Consider the following 18,615-nt stretch of genomic DNA (forward strand, 5'->3'; position numbering starts at 1 on the left):
CACGCTCGTCGCGGTGCTGCCGTCGGCGTGGTGGGTCGTGGCCGCGCTGCTGCAGCGGCGACTGGGGCGACGAGGAGGAACCCGTATGCGCACTACCACCGAGAAGCAGCTCAACGCCATCCAGCGGCCTGACGCCTACCGGGAGGTCCTCATCCCGTCGGCGGGTGCACCGATCGTGCTGTCGGTGTGGGATGGGGAGCCCGATCGGCCCGCGGTCGTGTTCCTGCCGGGCACGATGACCCATCCGCTGTTCTACGAGGACTTCCTCGACGCACTCAACCGCGCCGGAGTCACCGCTGTCGGCGTCCACTCGCAGGGCCACGGCAAGAGTCCACGTGTGCACCGGCCGCTCGTCTTCTCCACGCTCGTGACCAACGCCCGCGACGCCGTCGCCTGGACCCGCGCCGAGTTCCCCGGCCGACTGGTCGCCGTGCTCGGCTCCAGCCAGGGCGGCGTCGTGGCGATGGCGCTGGCCGGCTGCGGGGAACGGCTCGACGCCGTGTTCGCGCACAACGTCCTCGACCCGACGCTGCCGTCGTCGGTCGGGATCACCCGGTTCCCCGGGTGGGTGTCTCGGGTGTACCCGGCGCTGACCGCGGCGTTCCGGGTCGGTGGGCGGCTGCTGCCCCGCGTTCCCGTCCCGTTCGACGCCTACCTCGACATGGCCCGCGTGGCCCGCGACCCGGCAGACGCCGAATACTTTTACACCGACCCGCTCGGGCTGCGGGCCTACCCGCTGGGGTTCATGGCGAGTCTGTTCACCGCGGACCTGTCGGGAATGACCGACGGCAGCATCCACTGCCCGGTCACCGTCGTCGCCGGCCGCGGCGACCCGCTCTTCCCGCTGACCTACACCCAGCAGGTCTACGGGCGCATCGTCGCGCCGGCCAAGGAGCTGCTCGTCGTCGACTCCGACGCGCACCTGCTGTTCAACGAGGACCTCGACGTTGTCCTGGCACCCCTGCTGGACCGGCTGCTGCGGCAGTCCTCGGCAGACCCGACGGCCTGACGGTGACCCACCATCGAGGACACAACCAGGCACGGCCGGTCGACGGCACCGACGGGGGCTTCAGACGTGGTCCGGCCGGCAACCGCGATGGAGCACGCATGGGCGACGGGTCGCCTGGTCCCCGCATGACCGCTCGCCTGTGGTGCGCAAGGGCACGGCCGTCTCGCGGAGGCCTGGCCGGTCACGCGGCGGAGATGCGCAGCTCGGAACCCACCCGCATGGTGCGGTACCCGTCCCCGAACGCCTGCCGGAAGGCGTCGAAGGTCCAAGGCGTGCTGTCGTGGCCGGACAGGGCGACCACGCGAGGGCCTCGTGCCCCGATCTGCTCGATCACGTCGGCCGCGTCGCGCTCGCCGATGGGCTGCCACGGCCAGTGGGGGTTGCCCAGCACGGCCTGGGGAACGAACGGCGTGCCCCATGGGTGGACGGGCAGGTGCAGCCCGCCCACGACGGCGCGGATGGGAACGTCGAGCACCTGCTCGGTGACGCCGAGGATGCGCTCCATCGGTGGGTGCCCGCAGCCGGTCAGCACGACCAAACCGAAGCCGCGCACGTTGACGACCATCGCCTGCTCGGCCACAGGTCCCAGGAACACCACCGCGGGCAGCGGCGGCAGAACGGCGACGCCGGGGGCGATCACCCGGGGACCGCTGATGGGCACGACGTCGGCGCGATCGTGCGTCATCTCGGTGGGCACGTAGGCGGGCAGCCCGCGCGGCTCCAGCGGCGCCGGGGAGAGGCCGAAGGTGCGGCGGCGGGCCATCCGCAGCCCGCCGACGTGGTCGGGGTGCAGGTGCGAGACGACCACGCCGTCGAGGGCCGTCAGATCGACGCGGAGGACGTCAGCGTTCTCGACGAGGGGGGACCGCTCGTCCCCCCGCAGGTTGAGTCCGGTGTCGAACAGGATCGACGTCTCGCCGGCCTTCACCAGGTAGGAGAGGCCCGCCTCCCCGCGGAGCCGGGAGTGCCCGGCCTCGCCGATGGTGAGGCGCTCCACCAGCGGCAGGATCGTGACCTCCGCCACCTCGCCGATGCCGGTGAGTCGGGATTCGACACGCCCCGCCCAGTCCCGATCGGCGGCCGCCCTGGCCCGCGTGAAGCGGGCGGCGAGCCCGGCCAGCCCAGCGACGGCCAGCGTGCCGGCGGCGCGGGGAACTGTCGCGCCCGGTCGTCCCTCGTGGGTCATGGCGGCCTCCCAGCCGTGGTCTGCGACCGAGTCTCGGCCCAGCCGCGCACCCGACAGGAGGGACCGACGTCCCTGGTCGGCGGGACGCCGGTCAGGCTGTCGATCCCGTCGCTCGGCACCGGTCCGTGGCAGGTCACCGGCGCCTGCGCGGGGACGCGGCGGATCGGCGGCGGCGGCGGACCGCGCTGCCCGACCGGGCCGGGCCGCCGAAGGACACCGACAGTCCGAACACGAAGCCGAAGTCGTACCAGTTCCCATCGTTGACGACCTCGTAGATGTTCACGTCGTCGGTGAACAGCGAGACCACGAACGTGATCGGGACGATGATCCCGTGCCACAGGCCGAGCCAGAAGCCGGCCTCCGGTGCCGGACCGGCGGCCACATTGGGCCCGGCTGCGCAGCCGACGGCCACCCAGACCACGAGGACGAGCAGAGCGGCCAGCCGGCCGCGCGATCGGGTCATGGGCGCCTCCGGTGCCCAGCCAACGGGGCGGCAGGCGCTGCTCTCCAGGCCCGAAGGTCCCCGCGCACGGCGGCCTGCGCCTCTGCCGTGGTCCGGCTGCCCGGGACGGCATAGGAAGGACGCACGTGCCGATCGGAGATCCGAGGACGCGGCGCTCGGTGATGCACTGCTGGCCGAACTCGCGTTGACCGGCAGCGGCGCCCCGGACACCAGGTGGGTCCGCTTCTCCCGACGATGCGATCATCCGCCGCCGCGGAGTCCGCAGCGTCGCCCCCGAGCAGCTGGCCCTGCGTGAGACGCCGCCCTGCGCGGGCAGCGGACGGCCACGGAGAGATCGATGCGCTCCCTGCGGCCAGGCCCGGGGGCGGGTAGCCGCAGCGGCCCGCTCAGCTCGGCGGTCCGCTTATCAATTGGGCGAGAATTTCCCCGGCGTGGTGTCGCATCAGTGACAGATGTGCCTCGTCGGGATAGAAGCGTGTCCGGCTGGACGGAATCGCGGCGGCCAACCGGCGACTCGTCTGCGGCGGCACGTTGCGGTCCTGCTCCCCGTGCCAGATGTACACCGGCGCCCGGATGTCCTCGAGCCGGAATCCCCACGGGCGGGCCAGAAGAGCGGCGTCGTGCTGGGCCCCCCGTGCGCCGGTACGCAGCGCCTCTCGCACCTCGGCCAGGAATGCCTGCTGCACCTCCGGGTCGGCCATGAGCACACGGTCCGGGGCCGCCCTCGTGCGCCGGGTCAGCATTCGGGGATACCGGCTCGCGACCACGCCCATGAGTCGCAACAGCGCCCGGCACACCGCTGGTCGGTCGCGGGCCAGCTGGAGGAATCGGCGCGCTCGCCCACCGACCTCGCCGGCGAGGATCCCGTCCTCGAACGGGGCCAGCCCAGCCACCATGCCGACCGCGGTCACCCGATCCTTCAGGAGCGCGCCGCAGGCCGCCGCGTAGGGCCCGCCACCGGAGCAGCCCAGGACGGCGAACGCTCCGATCCTCAGCCGATCGGCCAGGGCGAGAACGTCACCGGGCCAGTCCGTGACCCGGCGCCCCGGCTGGAAGTCCGACAACCCCATGCCCGGGCGGTCCACCGCGATGATCCGGAGGTCCAGGCTCCGAGCGGCCTGCTCCCCTCCGAATAGCCGCCACTCCCGCCGGGCTCCCGGAGTGCCGTGGAGATAGAGCAGTGGACTGCCGCCAGGCACCCCGTACTCGTCGTATCCGAGCAGCCGGCCGTCGGGCAACCTGACTTGCTGGTCAAGCGTGGTCATACGGCACCCGGCCCTCGATCGCACACACACCAAGGTGTCCGGCCCGCGGGGGTCACATCATCCTCACTGCCGGCCGGCCTCGACGATGCCCATCATGCCGTTGTCCTCGTGATCGAGGATGTGGCAGTGGTAGACGGTCCGGCCGCTGAAGTCGTCGAAGGCGACCCGGACCGTGACCTCGCCGCCGGCGGGGATGTTGACGACGTCCTGCCACCGGACGTCGTCCAGCAGCCTGCCGCCTTCGGCGACGATCTGCATGGGCCACACGTGCAGGTGCATCGGGTGGGCCATCGGCGAGGTGTTGGCGATCACCCACTCCTCCACCGCCCCGACGAGCACCGCCTGGTCGACCCGGTGAGGGTCGAACTCCCGGCCGTCGATGGTGAAACTCATCCCCCCGGGTCCCATGCCCCCGCCCATCCCGCCACCCATGCCCATGTCGAACGTGAGCCGACGTCGCTCGGCCACCTCGACTCCGCGCAGGTCGCGGAGCCGCTGCTGGGGGACCGGGCCCGGTGCGGCCGCCTCGGCGCCGGCGACTTCCAGGGTGGCCAGCGGTCCGACGTCCCCGGACACCGAACCGCCCATCATGCCGCCCATGCCGCCGCGGTCGACCCCCAGCGCCTGCAGCGTGCCGGTACCGGCGGCCGTGGTCACCAGCAGGTCGGCACGGTTACCCGCGGCCAGCACGATCTCCTCCACGCGGCGCGGTTGGGCGTGGCGACCGGAGTCGATGCCGAGCAGGTCCAGCTGCTGGCCGTCCAGGCGCAACCGCACGTAGCGCGAGGTGCACGCGTTGACCACCCGCCACCGCTCCCGCTCCCCCGGACGGGCGGTCAGGATGGGCCGGACCTGGCCGTTGAGCAGGACCAGCTCGCCCTCGCGGCCCATCATCCGCTCCATCGTCGACGGCTGCCGCAGCCGGCCAGCAGCGTCGAGGCTGATGTCCGAGACCACCAGCACCCGTTCCCGCGCCACCGGTAGTGCGTCGACGTCCTCGACCACGATGGCGCCGTAGAGGCCGCCGAAGAGCTGGTCGGCGACCGTCCCGTGGTGGTGCGGGTGGTACCAGAACACCCCGGGCGGGTGATCCTCGGGCAACCGGTAGTCGTAGTCGAAGGACTCCCCCGGCGCCACGGTGATGAAGACGTTGTCCCCATTGCCCTCCGGGGAGACGTGCAGGCCGTGGACGTGCAGGTTGGTCGGGGCGTCCAGCCGGTTGACCAGCTGGATCTGCAGCCGGTCACCGGGGCGCAGCCGGAGCGTGGGACCAGGGACCCCACCGTTGTAGCCGTAGGCAGTCGCCTCGCGACCCGCGATGCGCAGCCGGCCCGCGACCGCCTCGAGCCGCACCTGCAGGGCGCCGTCCTCGCTGCGCAGCGTCTCCGGTTCGGTCAGCTCTGGACCAACTTCGGGATTCAGCCGCGACCTGCCTCCGAGCACCAAGCCGGTGCCGCCGACCGCGGCGCTGAGCAGTCCCAGGCCACCCAGCTGGAGCGCCCTGCGCCGGGTGATCGGCCGCAGTAGGCGCCGCCACCCAGCACCCGCAGCCGCTCCGCGTACTCCTCCGTGCTGATCTCACCCCGCGCGTAGCGCTCGTCGAGGACCTGCCGCGCACGGCTCTGCTCCCGCGGCACGCCGCCCTCCCCGCCGTCGCCCCGAGCGACACCGCCGCCGAGCGCCCGGGCGGTGACCACGGCCAGCAGCACCGCCCCGATGATCAGCAGCAGCCAGAACAGCCACATCCAGCCCATGCCCATGTCGAATCCCACGTTCTCCTACCCCTCGTCTCGTCCGTCAGGTCGACGCGGACGACGACGCTGCCACCGGACGCCCGGGACCTGCGAGCACGTCCTGCCATCCGGTCACCTGCGCTTCCCGTGCCTTCTGAATCGACCGTGGGACCCTCGCGGGGCCTCTACGCCGGGCTGGTTCGACAGCGTGGTTGCGCGTGTCCGCCCGTGTTCTCCGACCGCGCCAGCACCCTCACGGTACCCCCGGGGGTACCGTGGAGCCAGCGCGGTTCGACGACCTCCCGACGGGCGAACGGCCGGTGGTCGACGTCCATCCGCCGTCACCGGACCGGTGGAAGCTGCCCCGGCACGAGACCGCCTTCTGCGAGCTGCTCGTCTCGGCGCGCTGACGCGCTGACGACGTGCCGGTGGGCTCCTGGGGGCCCACGGCGTCGTGAACGTGCCCCCGCTGTCGAGCGACTCCGGCCAAGCCTGCACCGCTGACGACGGCTGTCCGGACCGCGCCGCCCACGGGGCCGCGACCGCCGGGTGCGGGGCAGCGCCGGCATCGGCGGCCGGCTACCAGGTCGGGGCTGCGTCGGCAACGGACTCGGCAGGTCGCTCGGGGCGACATCTCGCAGCTCGGGCACGCATCCCGGCGAGCTGGCTACCGGGATCGCCGGAACCTTGCGAAGAAGCCACCACCGGCGCGCCCGGCCTCGCGATCGTGCCCCGGGCAGCGCTCCGCGGCAGGGACGCCTCCCATCACCTGATCCACGTGCTGGCCGCAGCCGGCCCACGTGGTCTTGCCGCAGGTCTTGCAGGACACCGCTCGACACATCCGTCCTTCTCCTTCGCTCCGAGGGCCGCCGCGCGGGCAGATGCCGGTCTCGCAACGGCGCTTTCGCCACGTCCGTCGCGGTGGCGCCGGCTTGGTCGACAACCGCTCCGAACATACCCCCGGGGGAATGGCGACGGCGGTGCTACGGTTGAGGCACACATACCCCCCCGGGTATATGTCCCAGTCGTCAAGGAGCTGACGTGATCCCCGAGATGGACCAGAACGCCTTCGCCGCCCGACTCGCCGAGGGCGACGCGCTCGTCGTCGACGTCCGCGAGTCGCGCGAGTACCGCCCGGGCCACGTCCCCGGCGCCGTCAACCTCCCGCTGAGCCTGCTGCCCGTGCGGCTGCCCGAGGTGCCGAAGGACCGCCAGGTCCTCGTCATCTGCCAGGCCGGCGGACGCAGCGCGCAGGCCACGGAACTCATGCGCGCCGTGGGCATCGACGCCACCAGCGTCAGCGGTGGCACCGGCGCGTGGATCGAGGCCGGCCGTCCGGTCGCGACCTCCGCCTGATCACCCCCCGACCCTCCCGAGAGGACCGTCCGATGACGATCACCGTCCTGCCCCTGGACACCCCCGGACTCGGCGACCGCACCTACGTGGCCCACGACGGCGCGGTCGCCCTCGTGGTCGACCCCCAGCGCGACTACGACCGCGTGCTCGGCCTCGCCGAGGCGGCCGGCGTCCGCATCACCCACGTCTTCGAGTCGCACATCCACAACGACTACGTGACCGGCGGGCTGGAACTGGCTCGCGAGGTCGGCGCCCGGTACCTGCTGAACGCCGACGACCAGGTCTCCTTCGAGCGCACCGGCGTCTCCGACGGCGACGTCGTCGAGGTCGGCGACCGGATGCGGGTGAAGGTGCTCCTCACCCCGGGACACACCCACACCCACCTCTCCTTCGCCCTCGAGGCCGACGGCCGGCCGGTCGCGGTGTTCACCGGCGGCTCGCTGCTGTACGGCTCCACCGGCCGCCCGGACCTGCTCGGCCCCGACCACACCGACACCCTGGCCCACGCGCAATGGCACTCGGCCCGGCGGCTGGCCGCCGAACTGCCCGACGAGGCGGCCGTCTACCCGACGCACGGCTTCGGCAGCTTCTGCTCGGCCACCCAGTCCGGCGGCACGGCCAGCACCATCGGGCAGGAGAAGCTGGCCAACCCGGCGCTGACCACCGACGAGGCCCGCTACGTCGAGGACCTCCTCGCCGGCCTGGACGCCTACCCGGCCTACTACGCGCACATGGGCCCGGCCAACTCCGCCGGCCCGGGCGGCCCCGACCTGTCGCTCCCGGAGCAGGCCGACCCGGCCGAACTCCGCCGGCGCATCGAGGCCGGCGAGTGGGTCGTCGACCTGCGCAACCGCACCGCCTTCGCCGCCGGGCACGTCCGCGGCACCCTCAACTTCGGCCTGGACGGTCAGTTCGTCACCTACCTCGCCTGGCTGATGCCGTGGGGGACGTCGGTGACGCTGCTGGGCGACACCGCCGAGGACGTCGCCGAGGCGCAGCGCGAACTGGTCCGCGTCGGCATCGACCGGCCGGCCGCCATGGCCACCGGCACGCCCGCGGAGTGGGCCGGCGGCGAGCCGCTGCGCAGCTACCGGACCGCCACCTTCGCCGACCTGGCCACGCAGCTCGCGCGGAACCCGGCGACCGCCGTCCTCGACGTGCGCCGCAACCAGGAACGCGCCGAGAGCCACATCGCCGGCTCGGCCCACATCCCCATCCACGAGGTGCTCGGCCGCCTCGACGAGGTCCCGTCCGGAGAGGTCTGGGTGCACTGCGCCGGCGGCTACCGCGCCGGCGTCGTCGCGGCCCTCCTGGATGCCCACGGCGTCGACGTCGTGGCGATCGACGACTCCTTCGACAACGCCGGCCCCGCCGGCCTCCCCCTCACCACCGCGACCCTCCAGGAGATCTCCGCATGACCCGCACCGTCGACGCCCCCGCCCTCGCCGAGCGCCTCGGGAGCACCGACCACCCCGACCCGACCCTGATCGACGTCCGCACACCGGTCGAGTTCGAGGCCGGGCACATCCCGGGCGCGGTCAACATCCCGCTCGACGAGCTCAAGGGCTCCCTCGACCAGCTCTGCACGGTGCTGGACGACCACCACGACGTCGTCCTGGTCTGCCGGTCCGGCCAGCGCGCCGGCCAGGCGCAGGAGGCGCTGCACCGGGCCGGGCTCGGCAGCAGCCGCGTCCTCTCCGGCGGCATCGTCGACTGGCAGGCCACCGGCGGGGACCTGAACCGCGGCCGGCAGGCCTGGGAGCTGGAGCGACAGGTGCGGCTGGCCGCCGGCTCGCTCGTGCTCACCGGCATCGCGGCCAGCACCGTCGCCCCGCGCGCCAAGTGGCTGTCGGCGTTCGTCGGCGGCGGCCTGGTGTTCGCCGCCGCCTCCAACACCTGCGCAATGGGCATGGCGCTGGCGAAGATGCCGTGGAACAAGCGGGGCGCCCGCTCCACCGGCTCGGCGCTGGACCAGCTGACCGCGACGAGGTGACCCGGTGCTGATCACGCTCACCGTCGCGCTCGCCGTCGTCGTCGGGGTCACCCTGGGGCTGCTCGGCGGAGGTGGATCGATCCTGATGGTCCCCCTGCTGGTCTACGTCGCCGGCATGGACGCCAAGGAGGCGATCGCCGCCTCGCTGGTCGTCGTCGGCGTCACCGCGGCGGTGAGCGTGGTCGGCCACGCCCGCGCCGGTCGCGTCCGCTGGCGCACCGGACTGCTGTTCGGGGTGGCAGGGATGGCCGGCGCGTTCGCCGGCGGGTTCGCCGGTGGTCACCTCCCGGGGCAGCTGCTGATGGTCGGCTTCGCCCTCATGATGGTCGCCACCGCGGTGGCCATGCTCCGCGGCCGCAAGGACGTCGACCCCGCGAAAGCGCACACCGAGCTGCCCGTGGGCCGGGTGCTGCTGGACGGCGTCGTCGTCGGCCTGGTCACCGGGCTGGTCGGCGCCGGTGGCGGCTTCCTGGTCGTGCCGGCGCTGGCCCTGCTCGGCGGGCTGCCCATGGGCGTGGCCGTGGGCACGTCGCTGCTCGTCATCGCCATGAAGTCCTTCGCCGGGCTGAGCGGCTACCTCACCACCGTCTCCCTCGACTGGGCGCTCGTGGCCGCGATCACCGTCGCCGCGGTCGCCGGCAGCCTCGTCGGCGCCCGGCTCGTCGACCGGATCCCGGCCGACGCGCTGCGCCGGGCCTTCGGCTGGTTCGTCCTGGCCATGGGCGCCTTCGTGCTCGTCCAGGAGGCGCCGGACGGGGCGCGCATCCCCGCGCTCATCGCGCTCCTCGGTGTGGCCACGGCGATGGGGACCTGCTCGGCGTTCGTACCTCGCTGCCCCCTGCGGCACGCCGGGGTAGGCGGCCCTCACGCCGCGGCCTCGGCCTGACGCCGCAGCGGGAGGGCACCGGGAATGCCTCCCTGCCGCGCGGCGCTCCACCCAGCAGTACCCGCCCGGGTATCACGCCCGGCGGGCGGGAGAGGATGAAGGACATGCAGCTCGAAAACACCCAGGTCGTCGGTGACGTCGTCAAGCGGCTTCGGCGCGCTGAGGGCCAGCTCGCGGGCGTCATCCGCATGCTGGAGGCCGGCCGCGACTGCGAGGACGTCGTCACCCAGCTGGCCGCCGTCTCCCGGGCGCTGGACAAGGCCGGGTTCGCCATCATCGCCACCGGCCTCGAGCAGTGCATCACCGCCGGCGAGGACGGCGACGCCCTCGACCGCGCCCGGCTCGAGAAGCTGTTCCTCTCCCTGGCCTGAGCCGGACGGAACTCAGGCCCCGGCCGGCCGCACCTCCAGCCCGGCCTCCCCGGCCGCTCCGTAGTCGTCGTTCACGAGCACCACGGAGCGACCGGGCCGGTCCAGCACCGAGGCGGCGATCGACGCCCGGTAGCCGGAACCGCAGTAGACCCACACCTCGCCCTGCGGGACGTCGTCGAGCCGGTCCGCGAGCTCGTGCAGCGGGATGTGCTGCGAGCCCCGGACGAAGCCGTCGGCCCGCTCGTCGTTGCGCCGGGCGTCGAGGACCTGCACCGGCCCGCACTCCATCGCCTCGGCCAGGCCGGCGAAGTCGCTGACCGGGTAGGACCGCAACGGCCGCCCGTCGGCGAGGGACCCGACGTCCCCGATCGCGGCCCCGGCCAGCTCGTCGACGCCGATCCGCACCAGCTCGCGGCGGGCCTCGGCCACCTGCTCCTCGCTCTCGCCGATGAGCGTCAGCGGCGCTCCGTAGCGGTACAGCCACCCGAGATAGGTCACGAAGTTCGTGCCGAGCTCGACGTTCATCGAGTCGGCGAGGTGGCCCGCCGCGAATGCCGTGCGCTCGCGCAGGTCGACCACCCACTCCCCCGCCTCGATCCGCCGGCGCAACTCGGCCGGGTCGACGCGTTCCGGGACGGAGAGATCGACCGGCGCCGGCCCCCGCCGGTTGATCGGGGCCATGCGCGAGTAGTAGGCCGGGTAGGCGTCCAGCCCGGCGAGCAGGGTGTCGACGTACTCCTGCTCGGCCTGCGTCAGGGCGGGGTTGACCCGCTGCTGCTCGCCGATGGTCGACGACGTCCCGCTGGTCGGGGTGGCCGAGCAGAAGCTGCCGAAGCCGTGGGTCGGGAACACCTGCGCCTCGGCCGGCAGCTCCCGGGCCAGCCGCCGCACCGAGTGGTACTGGGCGTGGGTCAGCTCGTCGGTGGCTGCCGGGCTCACCAGGTCGGTGCGGCCCGTGGCGCCGTACAGCATGGAGCCGCCGGTGAACACGGCCTGGACCTCGCCGCCATCGGCCGCCAGGGCGTGGCAGACGTGGTGATGGGTGTGCCCGGGGGTGTGCAGCACTGCGAGACGCATCCGGCCGGCGTCGAGGACATCGCCGTCGGACACCGCCACGTGGTCGACCTCCGCGTCGCTCCCGCTCGGGAGGACGTAGGCCGCCCCCGCATGCCGAGCGAGCTCCGGGCCGCCGGTGACGTAGTCGTTGTGGACGTGCGTCTCGACGACGTGGGTGATCCGCACGCGCCGCCGCTCGACCAGGTCCAGCACCCGGTCGATGTCCCGCTGCGGGTCGACGACCACGGCCACCTCGCCGTCGTCGATGAGGTAGCTCCGGTCCCCGAGGCTGGCGGTCTCGATCGTCTGCACGTCGAACATGCCGGTCCCCTTCCCCTACCCGGTGGGGTACCAGCGCCACTGTGCCGCACGGCTCCTGAGCGACGCCGGCGCCGCATCCCGGCGGGCCTCCGGCCGGCACCCCGCCGTGTCGTTCGTACCGCCGATCACGGCTGTACGCGACGCGGGGCGACGACCCCGGTCTGACCTGCGGCGTTGCCCTGCCCCTCGCCCCGTGTGGACCGTGGCCGCGATCCTGCTCGGCGCCGGGACCGCGATGGTCCACCCCACCCTGCTGGCCGCGATCGGCGACGTGGCGCACCCGGCCTGGCGAGCGCGGTCCGTGGGCATCAACCGGCTGTGGCGGGACGGCGGCTTCGCCGTCGGCGCGCTGCTCTCCGGCGTTCTCGCCGACCTGTTCGGCATCCGCACAGCCGTCTGGGTCGTCGCCGGGCTCACCGCCGCCTCCGGTCTGCTGGCCGCCGTCCGCATGTACGAGACGCACCGGCAGCCGTTGATGAAGCCGTCCAACACGGGCTCGATCGGCCGCCCGGAAGCCGACGCACGCCGCTGAGCCGGTGTGCGAAGCCACAGCCCCTGTCGGGACCGAACCGCAGTGCGGCTCAGTCAGAGCCGTTCGACCCTCGTGGTCCGGGTCCGGCGTCGATGGTGCTCCCATCCTGGGACAGGGAGGGTCGGATGTCGGTCGGCGTGGGACGACCGTCATCGGGAGGAGACGCGCGTGTCCGTCGTCGAGTCACCGCCACGTCACCCTGACTCGTCCGGGCCGGAGCCCGGGCTGCGACGGTGGCTGGAGCCTGCGCTGCTGGTGGTCACGCTGGGGCTGCTGGCGGCCGGCGGGCTGGCCTGGGTCGTCGGGGCCGACCGGTGGGACGACGTCCTGTGGGCGGCCGCCACGATCATCGCGGTGGTCCCGGCGGCCGGCTGGATGCTGGCTGCGCTGCTGCGGCGGAGGCTGGGGGTCGACCTGATCGCGCTGCTCGCGCTGCTCGGCACCCTGCTGGTCGGCGAGTACCTGGCGGGCGCGCTGATCGGGGTGATGCTGGCCACCGGGCGGGCGCTGGACGCGGCCGCGCAGCGGCGGGCGACCCGAGACCTGCGGGCGCTGCTGGAGCGGGCGCCGCGAACCGCGCGCCGCCGGGTCGGTGACACCGTCGCCGAGGTACCGGTCGACGACGTCGCCGTCGGCGACCTGGTCGTGGTCGGGCCCGGGGAGGTGCTCCCCGTCGACGGGTTGGTGGAGGGCGGCCTGGCGGTGCTGGACGAGTCGGCGCTGACCGGGGAACCCGAGCTGGTGGAACGGGCCGCCGGCGACACCGTGCGCAGCGGCACGCTCAACGGCGGCGGCGCATTCGAGATCCGCTGCACGGTGCCGGCGGCGCAGAGCACCTACGCCGGCATCGTCGCCCTGGTCCAGCAGGCCGGTGCGGAGAACGCCCCGGTCGTGCGGCTGGCCGACCGTTTCGCGGCCTGGTTCCTGCCGCTGTCGCTCGCCGTGGCCGGGGTGGCTTGGCTGGTGAGCGCCTCGATGGAGCGCGCCGTGGCGGTACTGGTCGTGGCGACGCCCTGTCCGCTGCTGCTGGCCGCACCGGTCGCCATCGTCTCCGGCCTGTCCCGGACCTCCCGGCTCGGTGTCGTGGTCCGCAGTGGCGGGGCGTTGGAGAGCCTGGGGCGGGCGCAGACGATGCTGCTCGACAAGACCGGCACGCTCAGCGCCGGCCGCCCGGCGGTGACCGAGGTGCTGACCGCGCCGGGATGGCCGCCGACGGAAGCGCTGCGACTGGCGGCGTCGGCCGACCAGCTGTCCCCGCACGTGCTCGCCGAGGCGGTGGTGGCCGAGGCCCGGGCCCGCGGCCTGACGCTGTCCCTGCCCGAGGACGTCGACGAGGAGGCGGGTCGCGGTGTCGTAGCGACCGTCGACGGACGACGCGTTCGGATCGGCAAGCGAGAGGTGGAGCCGGACACCGCCTGGGGCCTGGCGGCGCTCGCCCGCGCCCGGCTCGACAACTGCGCGCTGGTGTGGGTGGAGGTGGACGACACGCCGGTCGGCGCGGTGCTGCTGAAGGACCCGCTGCGGCCCGACGCCAGCCGAACGCTGCAGCGGTTGCGCGCCGCAGGCATCCAGCGGCTGGTGATGCTGACCGGTGACCGGCCGGAGCCGGCGCGGGAGGTCGGCGCGGTGCTCGGCCTCGACGAGGTGCGGGCGCAGCAGACGCCGGCGAGCAAGGTCGCCGCGGTTCGCGCCGAGCAGCAACGGGCGGTGACCGTGATGGTCGGCGACGGGCTGAACGACGCCCCCGCGCTGGCCGCCGCGACCGTCGGTGTCGCGATGGGTGCCCGCGGGGCGACCGCCTCCTCCGAGGCCGCCGACGTGGTGCTCACCACCGACCGGCTCGACCGGGTGGCCGATGCCATGGAGATCGCCCGACGCGCCCGCCGGATCGCCGTGCAGAGCGCGGTCGCCGGCATGGTCATGTCCCTGGTGGCCATGGCGTTCGCCGCCGTCGGGCTGCTCCCGCCCACCTTGGGCGCCCTGCTCCAGGAGGGCATCGACGTCGCGGTCATCCTCAACGCCCTTCGCGCGCTTCGCGGCGGCCAGGCCGGCGGCCCGGCCGTGCCGCCCAGCACCCGTACCCTCGTGCGGCGCTTCGCCGGAGAGCACGACGACGTGCGGCAAGTCCTCCCCCTGCTCCGGATGGCCGCCGACGCGCTGGCCGGCGGACCCGCCCAGGACGCGGTCGACGCCCTGCGCCGCGCGCGGTCCGCGCTCGTCGACCGGGTGATGCCGCACGAGCGCGCCGAGCAGTCCCAGCTCGTCCCGAACCTGGCTTCGGTCCAGGGGGCCAGTGAGGGGGCGGCTGCGATGGAGAGGTCGCACGCGGAGATCAGCCGGCTGGCCGAGCGGTTGCAGGTCCATGTCGACGCACTGGACGAGGGCGGCGAGCTGGACGCCGAGCGCCGGGCCGACCTGCTGGCCTGCCTGTCGGCGCTGCACACGCTGCTCCAACTGCATCTCGCCGAGGAGGAGACCTACTTCGCCGTCGTCGCCGAATGAGCGACCGGGTACGCGGGCCGGCACTTCCGTAGCGGGAGCCCGCGGATGCGCTCGACCACCCAGCGACAGCTCACCGCCGTCCAGCGATCCGCCGCCCACCGCGAGGTCCTCATCCCGTCGGCGGGGGCACCGATCATGCTGTCCGTGTCGGACGGGAAGCCCGACCGGGTCGCCGTGGTCTTCCTCCCCGGCGCCATGACCCGTCCGCTCTTCCACGAGGACTTCCTCGACGACCGGTCGCCGTGCCCGGCTCCAGCCAGGGCGGCGTCGTGGTGATGGCGCTGGCCGGCTGCAGGGACCGGCCCTCGCGGAGCCCGAGGCCGACCTGGTGCTGCCCGACCCGGGTCTGCCCGACGTCGACGGGCGCGAGGTCTGCCGGACCCTGACCGGGCCGTCGGCGACGCCGGTCATCGTGGGCACGGCCCGCGGCGACGAGTTCGACCGGGTGCTGCTGCTGGAGATCGGCGCCGACGACTACGAGGTCAAGCCGTTCGGCTTCCGAGAACTGGTGGCCCGCATCCGCGCGGTGCTGCGGCGCGGTGCCCGGGTGCCCGCGGCCAACGGGCGGCAGGCACTCGGGCCGTTGACCGTCGACCGGCGCGGCCGGCAGGTCCTGCTGCCGGGGCAACCGGTGGAGCTCACGAACAAGGAGTTGGAGCTGCTCGCCGAGGAGCCCGGCACGGTCCGACGCCGGGAGGAGCTCATCGCCCGGGTCTGGGACGAGAACTGGTGGAGCTCGACCAAGGCCCTCGACGTGCACGTCGCGTCGCTGCGCAAGAAGCTCGGCGACCCGCGCTGGACCGCCGCCCTGCGCGGCGTGGGTTACCGCCTCGATTCCCCGTCATGACCCGCCGCCTGCTGGTCTCCTACCTCACGATCACCGCGCTGGTGCTGGCCGTGCTCGTGGTGCCCCTCGGCCTGATCTTCGCCGACCACGAGAGCGACGCGCTGTTCGCCGCCCTGGAACGGGACGCCACCTCGGTCGCCGCCGTCGTGGAGGACGACCCGACTCCGCGCACATCGGCGCGGTGGGTGAGGACTTCACCAACCGTCGGCGCCGTGCTGCACGAAGCGATCCTGGGCGGCAACGGGTTCGTGTCCGGGCACTCCGCTGTGGCTGCCGCCCTCGCCACCGCAGCGGCGCCGTACCTGTCCCGGCGGCTGCGGCGGGTGGCGTGGGCGCTCGCGGTGACGGTCGGGCTGGCCCGCATCTACGTGGGAGCGCACCTTCCGCTGGACGTCGTGGGCGGTCTGCTGGTGGGCTGGATCTGCGGCTCGCTGGTGCACTACGCGTTCGGGGTGCCGCGCTGGTCGCCTGCCGTCCCGCACGTCGCCCGTCTGCTGGCCCGGTTCGGCCTGCCGGCGCAGCAGCTGCGTCCGGCAGCCGTTCCCGCGCGCAGCTCGCACCCCTTCTGGGGCACCGGCGCGGACGGCAGTTCGCTGTTCATCAAGGTGCTCGACCCCGACCCCTTCGACCGCGACTGGCTCTACCGCGGGGCCCGGATGCTCGTCGTCGGGGACGTCAGGGACGTCGGTGCACTCGCACCGCTGGGCCGGCAGGCCGCCGACGAGGCCGTTGCCGCGATGACCGCCCGGGAACGCGGCGTACGCGTACCGACGGTGCTCCTGGCCCGCGGCACCGACGGCCGCGCCCTCGTGGTGCAGAAGCGCATCGACGCCCGCTCCCTGGACAGCCTCGCACCGGAGGAGATCACCGCCGTACTCCTCGATCGCGTCTGGGAACAGGTCGCCCTCCTCCGGGCGGCCCGCATCGCCCACCGCGATCTGGTCGCCTCGAACGTGCTCGTCGACCGTGCCGGGAACCCGTGGATCGTGGATTTCGGCAACGCCGAGACCGGCGCCGGCGACGACACCCTCGACCGCGACGTCGCCGAACTCATGGCCTCGCTGGCACTGCGGACCGACCCGGGACTGGTGGTCGGCAGCGCTGTCGCGGGGCTCGGCGGCGACGTCCTGACCCGCGCACTTCCGGGCATGGAGCCCTTGGCACTGTCGGCGGTCACCCGCGCCGGGTTGCGCACCGAGCCGACGCGACTGGACGGCCTACGCCGCGAGACGCACCGCCGGCTCGGCCTGCCGGATCCGGAACGGCCGCGCCTGCAGCCGGCCGGCGTCCTGGTCTGGCTGGCCGTCGTGGCCGGGGCGGCGACCGTGTTCGTCGGCCTGGAAGCGATCGGTGGAACCGCCGGGGTGCTGGCGGAGGTGGAGTTCGAGGGGTGGCGGTGGCTGGGCGCGGCAGTAGCTCTCACCGTGGTCGCCCGTGGTCTGCACCACCTGGCGGAGTCCGGATTCCGTGCTGGCCCTCCTTGCGCTCGGTGTCGCGGCCTTCCTCCTGGTGTCGCTCGGGCAGTCACTCACCCGGCGGCGGGCGTCGCCCGCGTCCGCTACGCGGCAGCCCCCTGAACTGCGCCGGCTGGGTGCGCGGCGCATCGCGGCGGGGGCCGGCTGGTCCGCTGCAGCGATCGCGCTCGAGGCCGCCGCCCTCGTCGCGGCGCTGCACGCCGTCGGCGGGCACGTCCCGGTGACCGTCACCGCCGCGGTGTACACGGCTCTCCGGCTCTTCTGGGCCGCGCTCCCGGTGGCCGGAGCACCCGGGATCGCGGAGGTGTCGCTGACCCTCGCGCTCACCGCTCTCGGCGAACCCCTGGGTATCGCATGCGCCGGCGTCCTCGCCTTCCGGCTGCTCACCTTCTGGGCGCCGGCCGTCCTCGGCTCGTTCCTCGCTGCCCGATTCGCGCATCGCCTGTTCCTCTGACCGGCTGAGGTCGTGGTTCCACCTTCACACGGGGACTCCGCCGCCACTGGCAGGATGATGCTCCGGACATCGTTCGGCGGAACGCCCGTAGCGGGCGTCCTCGATGTCACCGTCCTGCGCGTAGATGACAGCTTCTGGCGCTTCCACCGGCTCGTCGCCTGACGCAACCGGAGCGCCTTGTCGTCGGTCGGGCGACGGGCGCTGGGGTGAGGGCACGAGGCGCCTGTGGATGGGTGCCCCTGGCACTGGTGTCTCGACGGCCCGGCTGCCGGCGGGGCACGCACAGCGCTCGTGGCCGAGGACGTCGTCCTGCGCTTCCTACCGGAGGAGGCCGACCCCGGCGGCGAGTTCACGGACAGCGGGTACATCGTCCTGGGAGCACGTCGCGGGCCCGGTAGGCCGCCGCCCGGCGCAGCTCTCGCAGCTCCGCCGAGTGGCGGCGTCCCTAGACGGACGGGTCCCCCTCCGGCACTTCGGTCGCGATCACCTCTTCCACCTCCGCGTCCTCGCCGGACAGCCCCTCGGCTTCCTCGTGCTTGTCGTGAAAGGCCAGCCACTGCATCCCCAGGGCCTCGCGTTGCTCCTCGTCGACGGCCTCCTTGAAGGGTGGGAAGAAATCCGTCTCCTCCTCGGCCATGTGGTCGGCGTTCACCTGTCGGGCGTTGCGCACCGCCTCCCACCATCCCTCGCTGCCGACCTCGTGCTCCCCGACGGCGGCCGCGGCGTGCCGGATCTCGTTGTGGTCGTGCACCCCCTCCGCCGTCTCCTGCTCGCCGTCCGCCTCCTGGGCGAGCAACGGGTAGAACAGCTGCTCCTCGGCCACGGCGTGCACCTCGAGCTTGGCGTGCAGCGCCTCCCAGGCGGCGGCGAGCTCGTCGGCGGGCAGGTCGTCGAGCGCGGTGAACTCCCGCCGGAAGACTTCGTGCTCGGCCAGGACGAGGGCGGTGATCTCGAAGTCGGACATGCCGGGCCCCCTACCCGCATCGACCGCAGCCACGCCGTTCGCAGGATGTGGGCCGCGCCGCACCCGCAGGACCCGGACTTCCAGCTCCTGGAGAGCCCAGCTCTCCATCGCGTGCACCGCGGCGCAGCGGGCGATCGAGCCCCTCGTCGGCCTCGGCAACTCAGGTCACGGCACCGGGGGCAAGCCAGGGACGAGTACGCCA

General features: G+C 73.6%; 20 protein-coding genes. 13 read left to right on the top strand and 7 right to left on the bottom strand.

Annotated features, from left to right (window positions below):
- The first annotated feature begins 85 nt into the window (after positions 1–85).
- Positions 86–1,009, top strand: coding sequence for an alpha/beta fold hydrolase (locus tag O2W17_RS02890; RefSeq protein ID WP_269190887.1), 924 nt, complete (start codon positions 86–88; stop codon positions 1,007–1,009).
- 181 nt (positions 1,010–1,190) lie between these two features.
- On the opposite strand, the gene O2W17_RS02895 is transcribed toward O2W17_RS02890, so the two are convergent.
- The 5 genes from O2W17_RS02895 to O2W17_RS02915 form a co-directional block, all read right to left on the bottom strand.
- Positions 1,191–2,195, bottom strand: coding sequence for an MBL fold metallo-hydrolase (locus O2W17_RS02895; RefSeq protein ID WP_269190888.1), 1,005 nt, complete (start codon positions 2,193–2,195; stop codon positions 1,191–1,193).
- A 133-nt stretch (positions 2,196–2,328) separates the two neighbouring features.
- Positions 2,329–2,658, bottom strand: coding sequence for a hypothetical protein (locus O2W17_RS02900; protein WP_269190889.1), 330 nt, complete (start codon positions 2,656–2,658; stop codon positions 2,329–2,331).
- Between the two features lie 386 nt (positions 2,659–3,044).
- Entirely contained in the window at positions 3,045–3,923 is an 879-nt protein-coding gene (locus tag O2W17_RS02905; protein WP_269190890.1) for an alpha/beta fold hydrolase, read from the bottom strand.
- A 63-nt stretch (positions 3,924–3,986) separates the two neighbouring features.
- Complete coding sequence (locus O2W17_RS02910; RefSeq protein WP_269190891.1) at positions 3,987–5,276, bottom strand: multicopper oxidase family protein; 1,290 nt, start codon at positions 5,274–5,276, stop codon at positions 3,987–3,989.
- A 65-nt stretch (positions 5,277–5,341) separates the two neighbouring features.
- Positions 5,342–5,695 (bottom strand): SHOCT domain-containing protein, encoded by a 354-nt coding sequence (locus tag O2W17_RS02915; protein WP_269190892.1) that lies wholly within the window; start codon positions 5,693–5,695, stop codon positions 5,342–5,344.
- Positions 5,696–5,931: 236 nt separating this feature from the next.
- On the opposite strand from O2W17_RS02915, the gene O2W17_RS02920 reads away from it, so the two are divergent.
- The 6 genes from O2W17_RS02920 (at position 5,932) to O2W17_RS02945 (ending at position 10,262) form a co-directional block, all read left to right on the top strand.
- Positions 5,932–6,066: a hypothetical protein gene (locus O2W17_RS02920; RefSeq protein WP_269190893.1), complete on the top strand. Its 135-nt coding sequence runs from the start codon at positions 5,932–5,934 to the stop codon at positions 6,064–6,066.
- A 631-nt stretch (positions 6,067–6,697) separates the two neighbouring features.
- Positions 6,698–7,012 carry a rhodanese-like domain-containing protein gene (locus tag O2W17_RS02925; RefSeq protein ID WP_269190894.1) on the top strand — a complete coding sequence of 105 codons (315 nt, stop codon included), beginning with the start codon at positions 6,698–6,700 and terminating at the stop codon, positions 7,010–7,012.
- 32 nt (positions 7,013–7,044) lie between these two features.
- Positions 7,045–8,430 (top strand): MBL fold metallo-hydrolase, encoded by a 1,386-nt coding sequence (locus tag O2W17_RS02930; protein ID WP_269190895.1) that lies wholly within the window; start codon positions 7,045–7,047, stop codon positions 8,428–8,430.
- Positions 8,427–9,005: a rhodanese-like domain-containing protein gene (locus O2W17_RS02935; RefSeq protein WP_269190896.1), complete on the top strand. Its 579-nt coding sequence runs from the start codon at positions 8,427–8,429 to the stop codon at positions 9,003–9,005. The genes O2W17_RS02930 and O2W17_RS02935 overlap by 4 nt, the downstream gene beginning before the upstream one ends.
- 4 nt (positions 9,006–9,009) lie before the next feature.
- Positions 9,010–9,891, top strand: coding sequence for a sulfite exporter TauE/SafE family protein (locus tag O2W17_RS02940; RefSeq protein WP_269190897.1), 882 nt, complete (start codon positions 9,010–9,012; stop codon positions 9,889–9,891).
- A gap of 104 nt (positions 9,892–9,995) precedes the next feature.
- Entirely contained in the window at positions 9,996–10,262 is a 267-nt protein-coding gene (locus O2W17_RS02945; protein ID WP_269190898.1) for a metal-sensitive transcriptional regulator, read from the top strand.
- A gap of 12 nt (positions 10,263–10,274) precedes the next feature.
- Here the strand turns inward: O2W17_RS02945 and O2W17_RS02950 are convergent, their stop codons facing one another.
- Positions 10,275–11,639: an MBL fold metallo-hydrolase gene (locus O2W17_RS02950; RefSeq protein WP_269190899.1), complete on the bottom strand. Its 1,365-nt coding sequence runs from the start codon at positions 11,637–11,639 to the stop codon at positions 10,275–10,277.
- Positions 11,640–11,841: 202 nt separating this feature from the next.
- Between O2W17_RS02950 and O2W17_RS02955 the strand changes: the two genes are divergently transcribed.
- From O2W17_RS02955 to O2W17_RS02980, 6 genes are all read left to right on the top strand, one after another.
- The gene (locus O2W17_RS02955; RefSeq protein ID WP_269190900.1) at positions 11,842–12,171 is read left to right on the top strand and encodes an MFS transporter; all 330 of its coding nucleotides are present in this window, start codon (positions 11,842–11,844) and stop codon (positions 12,169–12,171) included.
- A 168-nt stretch (positions 12,172–12,339) separates the two neighbouring features.
- Positions 12,340–14,673, top strand: a complete 2,334-nt coding sequence (locus tag O2W17_RS02960; protein ID WP_269190901.1) for a heavy metal translocating P-type ATPase — start codon at positions 12,340–12,342, stop codon at positions 14,671–14,673.
- 45 nt (positions 14,674–14,718) lie between these two features.
- A complete protein-coding gene (locus O2W17_RS02965; protein ID WP_269190902.1) occupies positions 14,719–14,949 on the top strand; it encodes a hypothetical protein in 231 nt (76 codons plus the stop codon).
- A 13-nt stretch (positions 14,950–14,962) separates the two neighbouring features.
- A complete protein-coding gene (locus tag O2W17_RS02970) occupies positions 14,963–15,520 on the top strand; it encodes a response regulator transcription factor (protein WP_269192040.1) in 558 nt (185 codons plus the stop codon).
- Positions 15,517–17,097, top strand: coding sequence for a phosphatase PAP2 family protein (locus O2W17_RS02975; RefSeq protein WP_269190903.1), 1,581 nt, complete (start codon positions 15,517–15,519; stop codon positions 17,095–17,097). The genes O2W17_RS02970 and O2W17_RS02975 overlap by 4 nt, the downstream gene beginning before the upstream one ends.
- On the top strand, positions 17,030–17,449 hold the full coding sequence (locus O2W17_RS02980; RefSeq protein WP_269190904.1) for a lysylphosphatidylglycerol synthase domain-containing protein: 420 nt from the start codon (positions 17,030–17,032) through the stop codon (positions 17,447–17,449). Before O2W17_RS02975 ends, O2W17_RS02980 begins: the two co-directional genes overlap by 68 nt.
- Positions 17,450–17,894: 445 nt before the next feature.
- On the opposite strand, the gene O2W17_RS02985 is transcribed toward O2W17_RS02980, so the two are convergent.
- The gene (locus O2W17_RS02985) at positions 17,895–18,413 is read right to left on the bottom strand and encodes a hemerythrin domain-containing protein (protein WP_269190905.1); all 519 of its coding nucleotides are present in this window, start codon (positions 18,411–18,413) and stop codon (positions 17,895–17,897) included.
- Between the last annotated feature and the right edge of the window lie 202 nt (positions 18,414–18,615).

Source organism: Blastococcus sp. VKM Ac-2987 (assembly GCF_026967805.1).
Classification (GTDB): Bacteria; Actinomycetota; Actinomycetes; order Mycobacteriales; family Geodermatophilaceae; genus Blastococcus.